This is a genomic window from Kineococcus endophyticus (genome assembly GCF_040796495.1).
Taxonomy (GTDB): Bacteria; Actinomycetota; Actinomycetes; order Actinomycetales; family Kineococcaceae; genus Kineococcus; species Kineococcus endophyticus.
Window position 1 is genome coordinate 110,543 of record NZ_JBFNQN010000014.1, and the last position, 16,480, is coordinate 127,022.

General features: G+C 73.6%; 13 protein-coding genes. 3 read left to right on the plus strand and 10 right to left on the minus strand.

Annotated elements, in window-relative coordinates:
• Position 1: 1 nt before the first annotated feature.
• The 9 genes from AB1207_RS19370 to AB1207_RS19410 all read right to left on the minus strand — a co-directional run bounded on the left by AB1207_RS19370 (position 2) and on the right by AB1207_RS19410 (position 11,401).
• On the minus strand, positions 2-1,960 hold the full coding sequence (locus tag AB1207_RS19370; protein ID WP_367640047.1) for an APC family permease: 1,959 nt from the start codon (positions 1,958-1,960) through the stop codon (positions 2-4).
• A 60-nt stretch (positions 1,961-2,020) separates the two neighbouring features.
• Positions 2,021-2,701 (minus strand): response regulator, encoded by a 681-nt coding sequence (locus AB1207_RS19375; RefSeq protein ID WP_367640048.1) that lies wholly within the window; start codon positions 2,699-2,701, stop codon positions 2,021-2,023.
• On the minus strand, positions 2,698-5,301 hold the full coding sequence (locus tag AB1207_RS19380) for a DUF4118 domain-containing protein (RefSeq protein ID WP_367640049.1): 2,604 nt from the start codon (positions 5,299-5,301) through the stop codon (positions 2,698-2,700). The genes AB1207_RS19375 and AB1207_RS19380 overlap by 4 nt, the downstream gene beginning before the upstream one ends.
• Before the next feature lie 30 nt (positions 5,302-5,331).
• On the minus strand, positions 5,332-5,925 hold the full coding sequence (gene kdpC, locus AB1207_RS19385) for a potassium-transporting ATPase subunit KdpC (protein WP_367640050.1): 594 nt from the start codon (positions 5,923-5,925) through the stop codon (positions 5,332-5,334).
• 5 nt (positions 5,926-5,930) lie between these two features.
• Positions 5,931-8,054, minus strand: coding sequence for a potassium-transporting ATPase subunit KdpB (kdpB, locus tag AB1207_RS19390; RefSeq protein WP_367640051.1), 2,124 nt, complete (start codon positions 8,052-8,054; stop codon positions 5,931-5,933).
• Positions 8,051-9,724, minus strand: coding sequence for a potassium-transporting ATPase subunit KdpA (gene kdpA, locus AB1207_RS19395; protein ID WP_367640052.1), 1,674 nt, complete (start codon positions 9,722-9,724; stop codon positions 8,051-8,053). The genes kdpB and kdpA overlap by 4 nt, the downstream gene beginning before the upstream one ends.
• Positions 9,725-9,738: 14 nt before the next feature.
• Positions 9,739-9,828, minus strand: a complete 90-nt coding sequence (gene kdpF / locus AB1207_RS19400) for a K(+)-transporting ATPase subunit F (protein WP_367640053.1) — start codon at positions 9,826-9,828, stop codon at positions 9,739-9,741.
• Entirely contained in the window at positions 9,825-9,953 is a 129-nt protein-coding gene (locus tag AB1207_RS19405; RefSeq protein ID WP_367640054.1) for a hypothetical protein, read from the minus strand. Before AB1207_RS19405 ends, kdpF begins: the two co-directional genes overlap by 4 nt.
• Positions 9,954-10,033: 80 nt before the next feature.
• On the minus strand, positions 10,034-11,401 hold the full coding sequence (locus tag AB1207_RS19410) for a sugar porter family MFS transporter (protein ID WP_437178992.1): 1,368 nt from the start codon (positions 11,399-11,401) through the stop codon (positions 10,034-10,036).
• A gap of 27 nt (positions 11,402-11,428) precedes the next feature.
• Between AB1207_RS19410 and AB1207_RS19415 the strand changes: the two genes are divergently transcribed.
• The 3 genes from AB1207_RS19415 (at position 11,429) to AB1207_RS19425 (ending at position 15,737) form a co-directional block, all read left to right on the plus strand.
• On the plus strand, positions 11,429-11,767 hold the full coding sequence (locus AB1207_RS19415) for a hypothetical protein (RefSeq protein ID WP_367640056.1): 339 nt from the start codon (positions 11,429-11,431) through the stop codon (positions 11,765-11,767).
• A gap of 83 nt (positions 11,768-11,850) precedes the next feature.
• A complete protein-coding gene (locus AB1207_RS19420) occupies positions 11,851-14,913 on the plus strand; it encodes a DEAD/DEAH box helicase (RefSeq protein ID WP_367640057.1) in 3,063 nt (1,020 codons plus the stop codon).
• Positions 14,913-15,737: an SWIM zinc finger family protein gene (locus AB1207_RS19425; protein WP_367640058.1), complete on the plus strand. Its 825-nt coding sequence runs from the start codon at positions 14,913-14,915 to the stop codon at positions 15,735-15,737. The genes AB1207_RS19420 and AB1207_RS19425 overlap by 1 nt, the downstream gene beginning before the upstream one ends.
• Here the strand turns inward: AB1207_RS19425 and AB1207_RS19430 are convergent.
• Positions 15,722-16,456 carry a glutamine amidotransferase gene (locus tag AB1207_RS19430; RefSeq protein WP_367640059.1) on the minus strand — a complete coding sequence of 245 codons (735 nt, stop codon included), beginning with the start codon at positions 16,454-16,456 and terminating at the stop codon, positions 15,722-15,724. The two genes, AB1207_RS19425 and AB1207_RS19430, sit on opposite strands and share 16 nt — an antisense overlap.
• Between the last annotated feature and the right edge of the window lie 24 nt (positions 16,457-16,480).

Genomic DNA, 16,480 nt, shown 5'->3' on the forward strand with positions numbered 1-16,480 from the left:
ATCAGCCGGCGTGCACCCGCGGGCGCTGCGCCGGGTCGGGGACGGCGCGGCGCACGACCTCACGGGTCACCGGTGCGACCTCCCCGACCCCGAGGAACAGGAACCGCACGATGTTGGCCAGCGGGTTCCCCTCGGACCACTCGAACCACACGTCGGGCAGGACGCCGGTGCGGTCGCGCACCGCGAGGGCGACGGCCGCCACGGAGTTCGCCACGGCCGCACTGCGGACGGTGAGGACGCGGTGGCCGAACCGCTCCTCCCCGCACACCCGCAGCTTCGTCTCGAAGTCGGAGGCGTCCGCGACGGTGACCTCGAGGAACACGGCCGGTTCGTCGGAGGGGATGTGCTGGTCGCGGCGCTCGTCGTACCACTTCTCGGCGTACTCGGCGGCGTCCCGGGCGTCGGGTTCGTTGGCGATGATGTTCAGCGCACCGCGCGACGCGGCCTCGTCGAGGAACCGCTGCGCCGTCTCGTCGAACTCGACGCCGTCGGCCCGCAGCTCGAACGCGCGCAGGGCGCGGGACACGAGCGAGACGGTGATGATCGCCGCGATGAAGCAGGCGGCGATCTTGACACCCTCGGGCCGTTCGACGACGTTCGCGACGGTCGTGTAGAGGAACACCACGGTCACCACCGCGAAGAACGCCCGCGCGCCCTTCTGCCCGTGGCGGTGCGCCGACAGGGTCACGGCGACGGTCGCGGACGTGATGAGGACGAGCACGCCCGTGGCGTAGGCGCCGCCCTGGGCGTCGACGTCGGCGTCGAAGATCCACGTCACGAGGAACGCGACGAGGGTGAAGAGGATCACCAGCGGCCGGACCGACCGCGCCCACTGCGGCGCCATCCCGTACCGCGGGAGGTACCGCGGCACGAGGTTCAGCAACCCGGCCATGGCGGACGCACCGGCGAACCACAGGATGGCGATGGTCGAGACGTCGTACGCGGTGCCGAAACCGTTGCCGAGGTACTCGTGCGCCAGGTACGCGAGAGCGCGCCCGTTCGCCCCGCCGCCGGGCTGGAACTCGTGGGCCGGGATGAGCACGGACGTGGCGAAGCTGGAGGCCAGCAGGAAGGCGCTCATCGTCAGGGCCGCGACCGTCAGCAGCCGGCGGGTCCCCGCGATGCGCTGCAGCAGCGCCTGTCCGCGCGAGCCGCCCTCGACCTGCGGCATGACCAGCACGCCCGTCTCGAAGCCGGACAGGCCCAGGGCGAGCTGCGGGAAGACGATGAGCGCGGCGCCGACGACCGCGAACGGGGAACTGCCCTGCGCCAGGACCGCCTCCCACCAGCGGTGCACCGACACGGGCTGACCGATGACGTGGACGACGGCGTCGAGCACCACGACGAGGTTCAGGCCGAGGAAGACGACCACCAGGACGACCGCGACCCCGATGGCCTCGGAGAACCCGCGCAGGAAGACCGCGCCCAGCAGCGCGAGCAGGACGAGGGTCACCCCCAGCTGGTGCCCCTCGAGGAACTGCGGCACGTAGGGGTTCTCGAGGGCGTGCTTGGTCGCGTCGGCGGCCGACAGCGTCATGGTGATGAGGAAGTCGGTCGCGGCGAAGCCGAGGAGCACGAGGACGAACAGCTTGCCGCCCCACCACGGCAGCACCTTCTCCAGCATCGCGATCGAGCCCTCCCCGTGCGGGCTCTCGCGCGCGACCCGCCGGTACACCGGCAGCGCACCGAAGAGGGTCACGAGGACGAGGACGAGCGTCGCCACCGGCGAGATGACGCCGGCGGCCAGGAAGGCGATCGCCGGCTGGTAGCCGAGGGTGGAGAAGTAGTCGACCCCGGTGAGGCACACGACCTTCCACCACGGGTGCCCGGCGTGCTCGCGGTGCGGCTTGCGGTGGGGACCGGGCTGGTGGGCCGCGCGGTCGGTGAGACCGTCGAGCAACCAGGACCGGGCGGAGTCCCGCAGGGGACGGGCGGGGGACTGCGTAGACACGACGTTCATGGACGCACCGACCCGACGGCTCGGCAAGCCGATCGGCCGATCTTGACGCCTCGTTGACGCTCAGAGCTCGAACCGGTACCCCATCCCGGGTTCGGTGATGAGGTGCCTGGGCGCGGACGGCACCTCCTCCAGCTTGCGGCGCAGCTGACCGACGTAGACCCGCAGGTAGTTCGTCTCGCGGCCGTAGGCCGGGCCCCACACCTCCTGCAGCAGCTGCGTCTGCCCCACGAGCCGCCCGGCGTTCGTCACCAGGACCTGCAGCAGGTGCCACTCGGTCGGGGTGAGCTTGACCGGTTCCCCGTCCCGCGACACCGTCCGGCGGGCCAGGTCGATGTGGAGACCGCCCGCGTCGAGCACCTCGGGTGCGGAGCTGTCGGTGCCGGCGCCCCGTCGGACCGCCGCCCGCAACCGCGCCAGCAGCACGTCCATCGCGAAGGGTTTCGTGACGTAGTCGTCGGCCCCGGCGTCGAGGGCGTCGACGGCGTCGGCCGAGGCCGTGCGGGCGGTGAGCACGATGATCGGCACCGGGCTCCAGCCGCGGATGCCGGCGATGACGTCGAGTCCGTCGAGGTCGGGCAGCCCGAGGTCGAGCAGCACGACGTCCGGGTGGGTGGCCGCGGCGGCCTCGAGCGCGCCGGCCCCGTCCGCGGCCACCGTGACGTCCCAGCCGCGGGCGGAGAGGTTGATCGACAGCGCCCTCCGCAGACCGGGTTCGTCGTCGACCACCAGCACTCTGCTCACGCGCTCGATCCTGCCGCAGGTTCGGGGGCCAGCTCGTGCGCGTGCCCGGCCAGGGGCAGCTCGAGGACCATCGTCAGCCCGCCGCCGGGGGTGTCCTCGGCGTCGAGCCTGCCGCCGACGGCCTCGGCCAGGCCGCGGGCGACGGCCAGGCCGAGTCCCAGGCCCGCGGTCGAGCGGTCCCCGAGCCGCTGGAACGGCGTGAAGGCGCGCTCCTGCGCGGCCCCCGGCAGGCCCGGACCGTGGTCGACGACGAGGAGCCGGACGGCGCGGTGCCCGTCCTCGGTCGCCACGACCGCGTCCACCTGCACCCCCGAGCTCCCCGAGCCGGCGCCGTGCCGCACGGCGTTCTGCGCGAGGTTGGCCACGACGCGCTGCAGCAGACCGGGGTCGGTGGAGACCGGCGGCAGGTCGGCGGGGACGCGCACGTCGACGCCCGGCAGGTCGCGCACGGCGGCCGCCACGACCTCGTCGAGGTCGACGACGACCAGGTGGGGTTCGACGACCCCGCTGCGCACGCGCGTGAGGTCGAGCAGGTCGTCGATGAGGGCCTGGAGGCGGTCCGCGGAGTGGGCGACCTCGTCGAGTAGCTCGGTCCGGACCTCCTCGGGCAGCTCGATGTCCGTGGCGCGCAGGCTGTCGAGCGACGCCTTCAACGTGGCCAGCGGAGTGCGCAGGTCGTGCGAGACGGCCGTCAGCAGGGCTCCGCGGACGGCGTCGCCCTCCTCCAGCCGCCGTACCTGGGCCGCCTCGGCGCGCAGCCGCTGACGCTGGCGCACCGCGGCGATCTGCGCGGCGAAGACCTCCAGGACGCGGCGGTCACCGGCGACGAGGAGGCGCCCGCGCAGCACGAGGCAGGTGAGGTCGTCGACGACGACCTCGGCGTCCGCGTCGGCCGGCTGGGTGCAGACCGGGTCCCCCGTCGCCGCGGCCACGGTCCACGGCGAACGCACGTCGGTGCGTTCGAGCAGCGTCACGGAGTCGACGGCGAACGTCTCCCGGGTGTGTCGCAGAGCCTCGCTCAGCGGGTCGGTCGCCAGCAGGGCCGTGCGGGTCAGGACGGACAGGGCCTCGGACTCCGCACGGGAGCGCTGGGCCTCCCGCGTGCGGCGCGCCGAGGTGTCGACGAGGGACGACACGGCGAACGCCACGAGCAGGAAGACGACGAGGGCGACCGCGTTCGCGGGCTGGGCGATCGTGAACTGGTGCACCGGCTCCGTGAAGAACCAGTTCACGGCCAGCCCCGCGGCCAGGGCCGCGGCCAGCGCGGGCAGGACACCGCCGGCCAGGGCGGCCGCCACCACGACGACGAGGAAGATCATCAGGTCGGTCGAGAGGTCCTGGCGCGGGAACAGCAGCAGCCCGCCGGTGACGGCGAGCGGACCCAGCAGGGCGACGACCCAGCCGAGGATCCGGCGCTCCCCCGACAGGGCCGCGCGGGCGGGCCGGGGCAGGCCGAACGGCTTGGCCTGCTCCTCGTGCGTCACGACCAGGACGTCGATGGCCCCGGAACCGCGCACCACGGCGTCGCCCACGCTGCGGCGCACGAGGGAGGACAACGGCCGGTGCCGACTGGCCCCCACGACGATCTGCGAGGCGTTGACCCCGCGGGCGAACTCCAGCAGCGAGGTGGCCACGTCCTCCCCCACGACCTGGTGGTAGGTGCCGCCGAGGGCCTCGACGAGCGCGCGCTGCTCGGCCAGCCGCGCCGGGGAGCTGCGGACCAGGCCGTCGCCCCGGGCCACGTGGACGGCGTGCAGTTCCCCGCCCGCGCCGCGACCGGCCAGCCGTGCAGCGCGCCGCACGAGGGTGGCGCCCTCCGGTCCGCCGGTGAGGGCGACGACGACGCGTTCGCGGGCCGGCCAGGTGGCCTCGATGCCCTGCTGGGCGCGGTAGCGCTCGAGGCCCTCGTCGACGCGGTCGGCCAGCCACAGCAGCGCCAGCTCGCGCAGCGCCGTCAGGTTCCCCGTGCGGAAGTAGTTCGACAGCGCCGCGTCGACGCGGTCCGCGGCGTAGACGTTGCCGTGGGAGAGCCTGCGCTGCAGCGCCTCCGGGGTCATGTCGACGAGCTGGACCTGGTCGGCGGCGCGCAGCACGGCGTCCGGGATCGTCTCGCGCTGCTCGATGCCGGTGATGTGCTCGACGACGTCGTTGAGGGACTCGAGGTGCTGGATGTTCACCGTGGACACGACGTCGATGCCGGCGGCGAGGATCTGCTCGACGTCCTGCCAACGCTTGGCGTTGCCCCCCTCCTCCACGACGCCGGGGGCGTTCGTGTGCGCGAGTTCGTCGACGACGACGACCTCGGGGCGGCGGCGCAGGACGGCGTCGACGTCGAGTTCGGAGACGTCGAGTCCCCGGTGCCCGACCGTCCGGCGCGGCAGCACCTCCAGCCCGTCGAGCAGGGCCTCGGTGCGTTCCCGGCGGTGGCACTCCACGAGCCCCACCACCACGTCCGTGCCCCGGTCCCGGCGCCGGTGCGCCTCGTCGAGGGCGGCGAAGGTCTTGCCGACGCCGGGGGCGGCGCCGAGGAACACCCGGAGCCGCCCCCGGCGGACGAACTCGCTCCGCGGGGTGCGGGTCGGCCTGCTGTCGGGGTCCACCTCAGCAGTGTGCGACATCGGGGCGGCCGCTCAGGGGGCGAGCTGCTGCAGCGCGAGGTTGAGCTGCAGGACGTTGACGACCGGCTCCCCGAGGAAGCCGAGCTGACGGCCCTCGGTGTGCGCCGCGACGAGCGAGGCCACCTGCTGCTCGCTCAGCCCGCGGGCCGCGGCGACCCGGGCGACCTGCTGCCGGGCGTACTCCGGGGAGATGTCCGGGTCCAGGCCGGACCCCGACGCCGTGAGGGCGTCGGGCGCGACGTCGGCCGGGGCGGTGCCGTCGGCGGCGGCGAGGGTCGCCCGACGCTCCTCGACGGCCTTGAGCAGGTCGGAGTTCTCCGGGCCGAGGTTCGAGGCGCCGCTGGAGGTCGGGTCGTAGCCGTCCTTCCCGGCCGCCGAGGGGCGCGGCCAGAACCACTCGTTCCCCGTGAACTGCTGGCCGATGATCGCCGAGCCGACCGGTGTGCCGGCGCTGGTGACGATCTGCCCGTCCGCCCGCCCCGGGGTGAGCCGGCCGATCCCGAACACGAGCAGCGGGTAGAGCAACCCCAGCACGACGGTGGCGGCGAGGAGCAGGCCGAGGCCGGTGCGGGCCTGGCGGAACAGGTTCGTGAAGGTGAGGGACATCCGTCTCAGCCGATTCCGGGGATCTGGGAGATGAGCAGGTCGAGGAGCTTGATGCCCACGAACGGCACCACCACCCCGCCGAGGCCGTACACGAACAGGTTGCGGCGCAGCAGGGCGGCGGCGCTGGAGGGCCGGTAGCGGACACCGCGCAGGGCCAGCGGGATGAGCGCCACGATGACGAGCGCGTTGAACACGACCGCGGAGACGATGGCCGACTCCGGGGTCGCCAGACGCATGACGTTCAGCACGTCGAGCTGCGGGAACGTCGTGACGAACATCGCCGGGATGATGGCGAAGTACTTGGCGATGTCGTTGGCGATGGAGAACGTCGTCAGCGCGCCGCGGGTGATGAGGAGCTGCTTGCCGATCTCGACGATCTCGATGAGCTTGGTCGGGTTGGAGTCCAGGTCGACCATGTTCCCGGCCTCCTTGGCCGCGGTCGTCCCGGTGTTCATGGCGACCCCGACGTCGGCCTGGGCGAGGGCGGGGGCGTCGTTCGTGCCGTCGCCCATCATCGCCACGAGGCGACCGCCGGACTGCTCGCGGCGGATGAGCTCGAGCTTGTCCTCCGGCGTGGCCTCGGCGAGGACGTCGTCCACGCCTGCCTCGACGGCGATGGCCCGCGCGGTCCGCTCGTTGTCACCCGTCACCATGACGGTGCGGATCCCCATGGCGCGCAACTGCTCGAAGCGTTCGCGCATGCCCTCCTTGACGACGTCCTTGAGGTGGATGACCCCCAGGACGCGGGCGCTGTCCCGCCCGTCCGTGACGACGTTCTCCGCCACGACGAGCGGGGTGCCGCCGGCGGTGGAGATGTCCTCGACGACCTGCCCGACCTCGGCCGGGACGTCCCCGCCGAGGGTGCGGACCCAGTGCGTGGCGGCGGCCGCGGCGCCCTTGCGGATCTGGCGCGCTCCCGTCTCCGTGGCGATGTCGACCCCCGACATGCGCGTCTGGGCGGTGAACGGCACGAACTCGGCACCGGGCAGTTCGCCCTCGGACCGGGCGCGCAGCCCGAACTGCTCCTTGACGAGGACGACGACGGAGCGGCCCTCGGGGGTGGCGTCGGCCAGACTGGACAGCTGGGCGGCGTCGGCCAGGACCGCCAGGGTCACCCCCGGCGCCGCGACCAGTTCGTGCGCCTGCCGGTTCCCCAGGGTGATGGTCCCGGTCTTGTCGAGCAGCAGCGTCCCGACGTCCCCGGCCGCCTCGACCGCGCGGCCCGACATGGCCAGCACGTTGCGCTGCACGAGGCGGTCCATGCCGGCGATGCCGATGGCCGACAGCAGGGCCCCGATCGTCGTCGGGATGAGGCAGACGAGCAGGGCCACGAGCACGACGGTGCTCTGCGGCTTCCCCGAGTAGACCGCCATGGGCTGCAGGGTGACGACGGCCAGCAGGAACACCAGGGTGAGGCTGGCCAGCAGGATGTTCAGCGCGATCTCGTTGGGCGTGCGCTGGCGGGCCGACCCCTCGACGAGGGCGATCATCCGGTCGACGAAGCTCTCCCCCGGCTTGGCGGAGACGCGCACGACGATGCGGTCGGACAGCACCGTGGTGCCACCCGTGACGGCGCTGCGGTCGCCGCCGGACTCGCGGATGACGGGGGCGGACTCCCCCGTGATGGCGGACTCGTCGACGCTGGCGACGCCCTCGACGACGTCGCCGTCACCGGGGACGGTCTCGCCGGCCTCGACGACGACGAGGTCACCGACGCGCAACTGGCTGGAGGAGATCCGTTCCTCCTCCCGTCCGTCGACGAGGCGCCGCGCGACCGTCTCGCTGCTCACCTTGCGCAGCGACGCGGCCTGCGCCCGGCCACGCCCCTCGGCCACGGCTTCGGCGAGGTTGGCGAACAGGACCGTGATCCACAGCCACGCGACGATGACCCACGAGAACACCGACGGGTCCGACACCGCCAGGACCGTGGTCAGGACCGCGCCGACGGCGACGACGAACATGACGGGCGTCTTGACGAGGTGGCGCGGGTCGAGCTTGCGGAACGCGTCCGGCAGCGACTGCACGAGCTGCGCGGGGCTGAAGGCGCCGCTGGAGACGCGGTGCGGGGCGGCCGGTTCGGGCTCCGGCGCACCGGGGGCAGGGGTGGGGGTGCTGGTGACGGTGCTCACGACTGGACTCCAGTGAGGGCCTCGGCGATGGGGCCGAGGGCCAGGGCGGGGAAGAACGTCAGGGCGGTGACCACGACGACGACGGCGAGGTGCATGCCGGCGAAGGTCGGGGTGCGGGTGGGCAGCGTGCCGGCCGTCGCGGCCGCGGGCTTCTGCACCGCGAAGGCCCCCGCGAGCGCCAGGACGAACAGCATGGGCAGGAACCGGCCGAGGTAGATCGCCAGTCCCAGCGCGATGTTGTAGAACGGCGTGTTCGCCGACAGCCCGGCGAAGGCCGACCCGTTGTTGTTCGCCGCCGAGGCGAAGGCGTAGAGCATCTCGGTCAGCCCGTGCGGGCCGCTGTTGAGCAGCGCCGAGCGCGTGTCCGGGCTCGAGAGGGCGATCGCCGCACCGACGAGCAGGACGCCGGGGGTGACGAGGATGTAGAGCGCGGCGTAGGTGATCTCGCGCTGGCGGATCCCCTTGCCCAGGTACTCGGGGGTGCGCCCCACCATGAGCCCGGCGACGAACACCGTGATGATCGCCAGGACGAGCATCCCGTAGAGGCCGGAACCGACCCCGCCGGGCGTGACCTCACCCATCATCATGTTGAGCATCACCATGCCCCCGCCGAGGGCGGTGTAGCTGTCGTGGAACGAGTTCACCGCCCCGGTCGACGTGGACGTCGTCGCGGTCGCGAACAGCGCGGACGCCCACTCCCCGAACCGGCTCTCCTTGCCCTCCAGGGCCGCGCCCACCGCCTGCGGGACGGTGCCGAGCGCGTGCGTCTCGGCCCAGGTCGTCACGGCCAGCGAGACGCCGAAGACGGCGCCCATGACCGACAGGACCGCCAGGCCCTGCTTCCGGTCGCCGACCATCGTGCCGAACGTGCGCGGCAGGGAGAACGGGATGACGAGGATCAGGAAGACCTCGAACAGGTTGCTGAACGCGTTCGGGTTCTCGAACGGGTGCGCGGAGTTCGCGTTGAAGAACCCGCCCCCGTTCGTGCCGAGTTCCTTGATGACCTCTTGCGAGGCGATCGGGCCCCCGACGATGGTCTGCGAGCCACCGGCCAGCGTGGTGTAGGTGGTGTCACCCGCGAAGTTCTGCACGACCCCCGTGAGCAGCAGGACGACGGCCCCGACGATCGACAGGGGCAGCAGGATGCGCAGCGTCCCCCGGGTGAGGTCGACCCAGAAGTTGCCGATCGTCCCCGAACCGCGCGAGACCAGGCCGCGGACGAGCGCCACCGCGACCGCGAGCCCGACCGCCGCCGACAGGAAGTTCTGGACCGTCAGCCCCGCCATCTGGGCGAGGTGCCCGAGGGCCGCCTCGCCGGAGTACGACTGCCAGTTCGTGTTGCCCACGAACGACACGGCCGTGTTCCACGCCTGCGTCGCCTCCATCCGGGGCCGGCCCAGGGACAGCGGCAGGACGTTCTGGACGCGCAGCAACGCGTAGAGGAAGAGGATCGAGACGGTCGAGAACGCCAGGACGGACAGGGCGTAGGTCGGCCAGCGGGTGTCGGCGTCGCCGTCGACGCGCAGGATCCGGTAGAACCCGCGCTCGACGCGCAGGTGCCGCGTGCTCGTGAACGTGCGGGCCATGAAGTCGCCGAGCGGGACGTGCACCGCGGCGAGCAGGACGATGAGCAGGCCGATCTGGAGCAGGCCGGCCGTGGTGTCGGTCATCTGTGGGTTCTCCGTCAGAACTTCTCGGGGCGCAGCAGCGCGTACAGCAGGTAGCCGGCGATCACGACGGCGAGCACGAGGCCCACCGCCGCCGATGCGGTCACCGGCGCTCCAGCGAGCGCACCAGCAGGGCGCAGACCGCGGCGAGGGCGAGGGTCAGGGCGACGAACCCGACGTCGAGCACGGGAACTCCAGGGTGAGGGCGGGACGAACCCCACCACCACAGCACCGCGGGCATCCTCCACCGCCCGTCCTGACGCGTCCTTGACGCCGACCGGCGTCCTCGTTGACGCCTTCCTGACGGGTGGCTCAGCCCTTCGGGGCGAAGTCCCGCGGACGGAACCGGCCCTCGTGCAGCCGGCCCTCGATGTCCTCCAGGCTGTGGCCGGTCAGCTCCGGCATGCGCTTGAACAGGAAGACGAAGGCCGCGATGTTGAAGGCCGCGTACAGCCAGAAGGTCTGCCCGGTGCCGATGGTGTCGATGACGCTCAGCAGGGTCAGCGTGATGAGCAGGTTGGTGCCCCACAGGGCGGCGGACTGGGCGGCGGCCCCGGCCGAGCGGACGGCGAGCGGGTAGATCTCCGAGCCGGTCAGCCAGCCCATGAGCTGGATCCCGCCGGCCGTGAAGGCCATGAACACCACGAGGGTGGCGATGATCCACGGCACCTGGGCCTTGCCGCTGTGGCCGGTGACGAAGAACGTGCCGAGCACCACCATGGCCAGCGCGGCGCCCGGCAGCGTGATGAGCGTCAGGCGGCGGCGGCCGACCCGGTCGATGATCGCCAGGCCCACGAGCTGGGCGAGCAGGTAGGTCGCCCCCAGGGCCACCGAGACCCGCAGCGCCGTCGAGTCCGGGAAGCCGTTGTCGGTGAGGATCGTCGGGGAGTAGTAGACGATCATCTCGATGCCGGACAGCTGGGTGAACACCGCGAGTCCGCAGCCGACGACGACCGCCGGCCGGACCCAGCCCTCGCGCCAGCCCCGCCACCCGCGGGTGCTGGACCGGCTCTCCTCGTGGACCAGCCCGCCGATCTCCGCCAGTTCCGCGTCGACGTCTGCGCCGCCGGGTCGGACCCTCTCCAGCGAGGTGCGCGCGTCGTCCTCGCGGTCGGCCTTGAGCAGCCAGCGCGGGCTCTCGGGCAGCCGCAGCATGAGGACGAGCATCACCGCGGCCGGCACGGCGGCCGCCCCGATCGAGACCCGCCAGTCGACGGCCTCGCTGGCCCCGACGATCGTGGCGACGAGGATGCCGACCCCGATGGCGATCTGGAAGCACAGGACCAGCCGACCCCGGTAGGCCGTCGGCGAGAGCTCCGCCACGTACGTGGGGGCGGTCTGCGTCGCCCCGCCCACGGCGAAACCGAGCACCACCCGGGCCAGGGACAGCAGTTCGGGGTTCGGGGCGAAGGCGGCGCCCAGGGTGCCGACGACGAACACGACGGCGACCACGAGCAGGGTCCCGCGTCGCCCCCGGCGCTCGCTGAGCCGGCTGCACGTCAGCGCCCCCACGACCGCGCCGGCGAGGATGGAGGCCGCGATGACCTGTTCCCAGCCGTTGCCGATGTCGAAGTCCTCCCCGATCTGCAGCAGCGCGCCGGAGATGATCCCGGTGTCGTACCCGTAGAGCAGGCCGGAGACGGCCGAGACCAGCGCCACGACGACGACGGCACCGGTCAGCTCCCCTCCCCGCGTCGCCTCGGAGGTGTGAGCTGCGCCACGGGACCGGTCCACGTTCCCGACCCAAGCACCGCTACGCCGACCGCGCCCGCCGGAACCGTCGCCCGGTCCCTGACGCCTCACCCCCTGCCCCGCAGCGGTCGCCTCCTCCTGTCCGGAGTCGTCCTCGTCGTCCTGGCCGTCGTCTGCGACGCAGCCGGGCTGCGCGGTGCGGCCGCCACGGTCCTGTTCCTCGGCGCGGTGCTGGCCGGGTCGCTGCACTCCCGACCGGCGTTCGCCCTCCTCACGGCGGCCACGACGGGGTCCTGCGCCTCGGTGGCGGGCGCTGGCAGGAGCTGCTGCTGTTCGCGGTCGCCGCGCTGCTGACCTGCGTCACCCACCGCGGTCGGCGCACGGTTCGTCCACAGGAGCCCGGAGGGCGGACCGCGCGCAGCACGTAGGCTGCGCGGGTGCTCGTCGTCCACGGCCTCTGGACCCGCGAGCAGCGGTTGGCCCTGTGGGTCGAGGCGCCCCGCCGCCGCCCCGGACCGGCACGCCCCGCCGACCTCGCGGCACTGCCCCGGACCTGGGACGCCCTGATCTCAGCGCTGGCCTCCCCGGTCACCGGCACGCTCCCGGTCTCGTTGCCCTGCACACCGTCCGGCCGGCCCGCGGCCTCCACGGGGCGACCCCGCACGGACCTGCGGCTGCTGCCGGTCGACCTGGACGTCGTCGAGCTGACCGGCGAGCGGGCCGTGACGCTGCTCTTGGAACTCAGCGCGCCGGCCGGGGACGGGGTGCGCCTGTCCGACGGGCTGGCCTGGCTCGTGCACGTGGCCGCGGGGGCCCGCCGGGCCGTCGACGCCGGACACGTGGTGCCGGACCTCGCGCCCGCGGGTGACCGGGGGTTCACCGCGCGCTGGGTCCCCGCCCCCGACCGCGCCGTCGGACGGTGGCGCACCGCGGTGGCCCAGGCGTGCCCGCCCGTGCTGCGGGCCGAACGCTCCCACCGTGGTCCCGCGCACGGGCCGCCACAGGCCCTGGACCTGCTCGACGACCTGTGCGGGGTCGTCGTCGACGTCCTCGTCGCGGCCCGCACGGCCCACGTCGTGCCGCACGACCTGCCCGACGGCGCGAGCGCACGCGCGTGGATCGGCGCGCTGCGCACGGGCGAGCCCCTGCGCGGGGAGGGCTGGGCCGCCCTGTCGCGCCGCGTCCGGGAGTGGCAGCGCAGCGGTGAGGACGCCGGGTACGACGTGCTGCTGCGCGTCGTCGAACCCGAACCGTGGGAGGACGTCCCCGCGCACCTGGCCGACGGGCATCTCGACGGGGACGACTCCCCCGAAGCTCCCGACCAGAGCTGGCGGTTGCAGGTGCGCTTGCGGCCGCTGGACGACCCGAGCCTCGTGCTGACGCTCGAGGAGGCGCGCACCGAGACGCGCGCGGGCGGTTCGGCGGCTGGTGAGGACCCGCTCCTGGTCCTGCTCACGGGCGCCGCCCGGGCCGGCGCGGCGCACCCGCCGCTCAAGCGGCTGCTCAGCGGACGGGCCGACGCCGCCGCGCAGGACGGCGTGGACCTGACGATCGAGGAACTGCTCGACCTCGTCGAGCAGGGTGGTCCGCGCCTGACCGCGGCCGGCGTCGCGCTGCAGCTCCCGCGGCACTGGACGAAGAAGGCCCTGACGTTCTCGCTGTCGGCGTCGGCGTCCCAGCCGGGCGCCATCACCGACCCGCAGGTGCGCAAGGACGACCTGCTCGACTTCCGCTGGCAGGCGGCCCTCGGCGACTCCCCCGTCACCGAGGCCGAACTCCTCGCCCTCGCGGCGTCGAAGTCGTCCCTCGTGCGGTTCCGCGGTGAGTGGGTCCAGGTGGACCCCGAGGCGCTCGCGCGCAGCGCCCGGTTCCTGCGCACGCGGGGCAACGGCAAGGCGTCGCTGCTCGACGTGCTGGCCACCGTCGGCACCGGCAAGGACCTCCCCGGTCCGGTGACGTCGGTCGACGCGCGCGGGGTGCTCGGCGACGTGCTGTCCGGGCAGGCGGCGGAGCGGCTGCCGGAACTGCCCGACCCGCCCGGGCTGCACGCCGTCCTGCGGCCCTACCAGCGGCGGGGGTTGACCTGGCTGGCGACGATGTCCCGCCTCGGGCTCGGCGCCGTCCTCGCCGACGACATGGGACTGGGCAAGACGCTGCAGCTGCTGGCGCTGCTCGCGCACGAACGCGGCGACGAGCCCGGGCCCACGTTGCTCGTGTGCCCGATGTCGGTCGTCGGCAACTGGGCCGCCGAGGCCGCGAAGTTCGCCCCCGACCTGCGCGTCCACGTCCACCACGGGACGGGACGGCCCCGCGGCGCGGAGTTCACGGCGCTCGTCGCGCAGCGCGACCTCGTGGTCACCACGTACGGCCTCCTGGTGCGCGACGTCGCCGACCTCGCGGCGGCCGACTGGCACCGCGTCGCCCTCGACGAGGCCCAGTACGTCAAGAACGCCGCCACCCGGCAGGCCCGCGCCGTGCGGGCCGTGGGGTCCCGGCACCGCGTCGCCCTGACCGGGACGCCGGTGGAGAACCGGCTCGAGGACCTGCGGGCCGTCCTGGACGCGACGAACCCCGGACTGCTCGGCAGCGCCGCGACGTTCCGCGACCGGTTCGCCGTCCCCATCGAGAAGCTCGGTCACGCCGAACCCGCCGAACGCCTCGCCCTCGTGACGCGGCCGTTCGTCCTGCGCCGGGTCAAGACGGACCCCGCCGTCGCCGGCGACCTGCCCGAGAAGATCGAGATGACGGTGCGGGCCAACCTCACCCCGGAGCAGGCGGCGCTGTACCGGCGCGCCGTCGACGACCTCACCGAACGACTGCAGGACAAGGACTCCGACCCCGGTGGCCTGTCCCGGCGCGGGCTGATCCTCGCCGCCCTCACCCGGCTGAAGCAGATCTGCAACCACCCCGCGCACTACCTCGGGGACTCCTCCGGGGTCCTGCACCGCGGCCGGCACCGCTCGGGGAAGCTGCAATTGCTGGACGACATCGTCACCTCGGCGCGGTCGGAGGGCGAGAAGGTCCTGTGCTTCACGCAGTTCGCCGAGTTCGGCCACCTGCTCGGCCCGCACCTGGCCGGGCTCACGGGCGAACCGGTCCCGTTCCTGCACGGCGGGGTGAGCCGGCGAGGTCGCGACGCCATGGTCGCGGAGTTCGCCGAGGCCGACGGTCCGGGTGTCATGCTGCTGTCCCTCAAGGCCGGCGGGACGGGTCTGAACCTGGTGGCCGCCAACCACGTCGTGCACGTGGACCGCTGGTGGAACCCGGCGGTGGAGGACCAGGCGACCGACCGGGCGTTCCGCATCGGTCAGCGCCGGCAGGTGCAGGTCCGCAAGCTCGTCAGCGTGGGCACCGTGGAGGAACGGGTGGACGCCGTCATCAGCCGCAAGCGCGACCTCGCCGACCGCGTCGTCGGCAGCGGCGAGGGCTGGATCACCGACCTGGACACCGACGCGCTGCGGGAACTGCTGCGGCTCGGCGACGACGCGGTGGGTGAGTGATGGCCCCCTCGCGGCCCTTCTCCGAGTACGGCAGGCGACGTCCCGGCGGCGGGGCGAAGCTGCGGTCCCAGCGCGGGCGCATCGCGCAGAACTGGTGGTCGCAACGCTTCGTCGACGCCGTCGAACGCGGCGGCGACCGCGGCCGCCTGCAGCGCGGCCGCACCTACGCCCGCGCCGGTCAGGTCGTCGAACTGCGGCCGCGCCCCGGCGCCGTCGGGGCCCGCGTGCAGGGCTCCCGTCCACGGCCCTACCTCGTGGAGGTCACCGTGCGGCGCTGGACCGCCGCCGAGGTGGACGCCGTCGTGGCGACCGTGGTGGAGAACCCCCTGCTGCTCGCCCCGCTGTTCTCCGGCGACGTCCCGCCCGGTCTGGTGGACCTCCTCGCCGGCATCGGCGTGGAACTCCTGCCCACCGACGCCGAGGTCACCTACGACTGCAGCTGCCCCGACGACGGCGAACCCTGCAAGCACGCCGCCGCCGTCGTCTACGCCCTGGCCGAGCAGCTCGACGCCACCCCGGCGACGACGCTCACCCTGCGCGGGGTGGAACTGCCGGAGCTGTTGCGCCGCATCACCGACGCGGCCTCCGGGCCCTCGGACCCCGTCGAGGACCTCGCGGTGCACGTCACCTCGTTCCACCGGCTCGCCGGTGACCTGCCCGACCTCGGGCTGCGCGACCGGGTGCCGGGGCGGACCGTCGCCGACGACCTCGACGAGCTCGTCCTCGGTCCGGGTGCGGCGGGCACCGCGGACGCGCTGCGACCCTGGTACGTCGCGCTCGCGCAGGGTGTGGAGGACCGGCGCAGGGGTCAGTCGCGGGCGTAGCGCGCCACGAAGCGGCGCCACACCTGCGGAGCGAACGGGGCCGTCGTCGTGCGCAGGCGGGCCGCGAGGGCGTCGAACTCCGACGGCTCGAAGTAGCCCTCGTCGCGGTACACCCCGCAGCGCTCGACGAAACCTTCCGCGTCGAGCTCGGGGTGGAACTGGGTGGCGTAGACGTTGCGCCCCACCCGGAACGCCTGGACGGGGCACGGCCCGGACGTGGCGAGCAGCACCGCGCCGGGCGGGGTGGCGTGCAGCGCCTCCTTGTGCCCGACGTAGGCGTCGAACACCTCCGGCAGCCCGCCGAAGACCGGGTCCCGGCGGCCGGCGGCGGTCAGTTCGACGGGCACCGTGCCGACGGGTTCGCCGTGCTCGCGGTCGACCGTCCCCCCCTGGTGGACGCCGAGGGTCCCGATCCCGTAGCAGGCGCCGAGGAAGGGCAGGTCGCGAGCGACGACCTCGTCGAGCAGGGCGGACAGTTCCGCCTCGACCCGGTGCTGGGCCGGGGACTTCGCCGTGTCCGGGTCGGACGTGCAGTACGGGCTGCCGCCGAGGACGACGCCGGAGAACGCGTCGAGGTCCAGCTCGGGCAGCGGGTCGCGTTCGAGCCGGACCCGTTCCAGCTCACCGGGTCCCAGCCCGCCCTCGCGGACGAAGGCGGCGACCTCGGACGCGGCCACCACGTCGTCCTCGCGGGTGGCCAGCAGCAGGAACGGCTTCACCCGCGCACCCTAACGAGCAGGTGG

What these genes read in the sequence shown, in the direction of transcription:
- AB1207_RS19425 (WP_367640058.1), top strand. Translation starts at nt 14,913, where the DNA reads ATGGCCCCCTCGCGGCCCTTCTCCGAGTACGGCAGGCGACGTCCCGGC.
- AB1207_RS19370 (WP_367640047.1), bottom strand. Translation starts at nt 1,960, where the DNA reads ATGAACGTCGTGTCTACGCAGTCCCCCGCCCGTCCCCTGCGGGACTCC.
- kdpA (WP_367640052.1), bottom strand. Translation starts at nt 9,724, where the DNA reads ATGACCGACACCACGGCCGGCCTGCTCCAGATCGGCCTGCTCATCGTC.
- kdpC (WP_367640050.1), bottom strand. Translation starts at nt 5,925, where the DNA reads ATGTCCCTCACCTTCACGAACCTGTTCCGCCAGGCCCGCACCGGCCTC.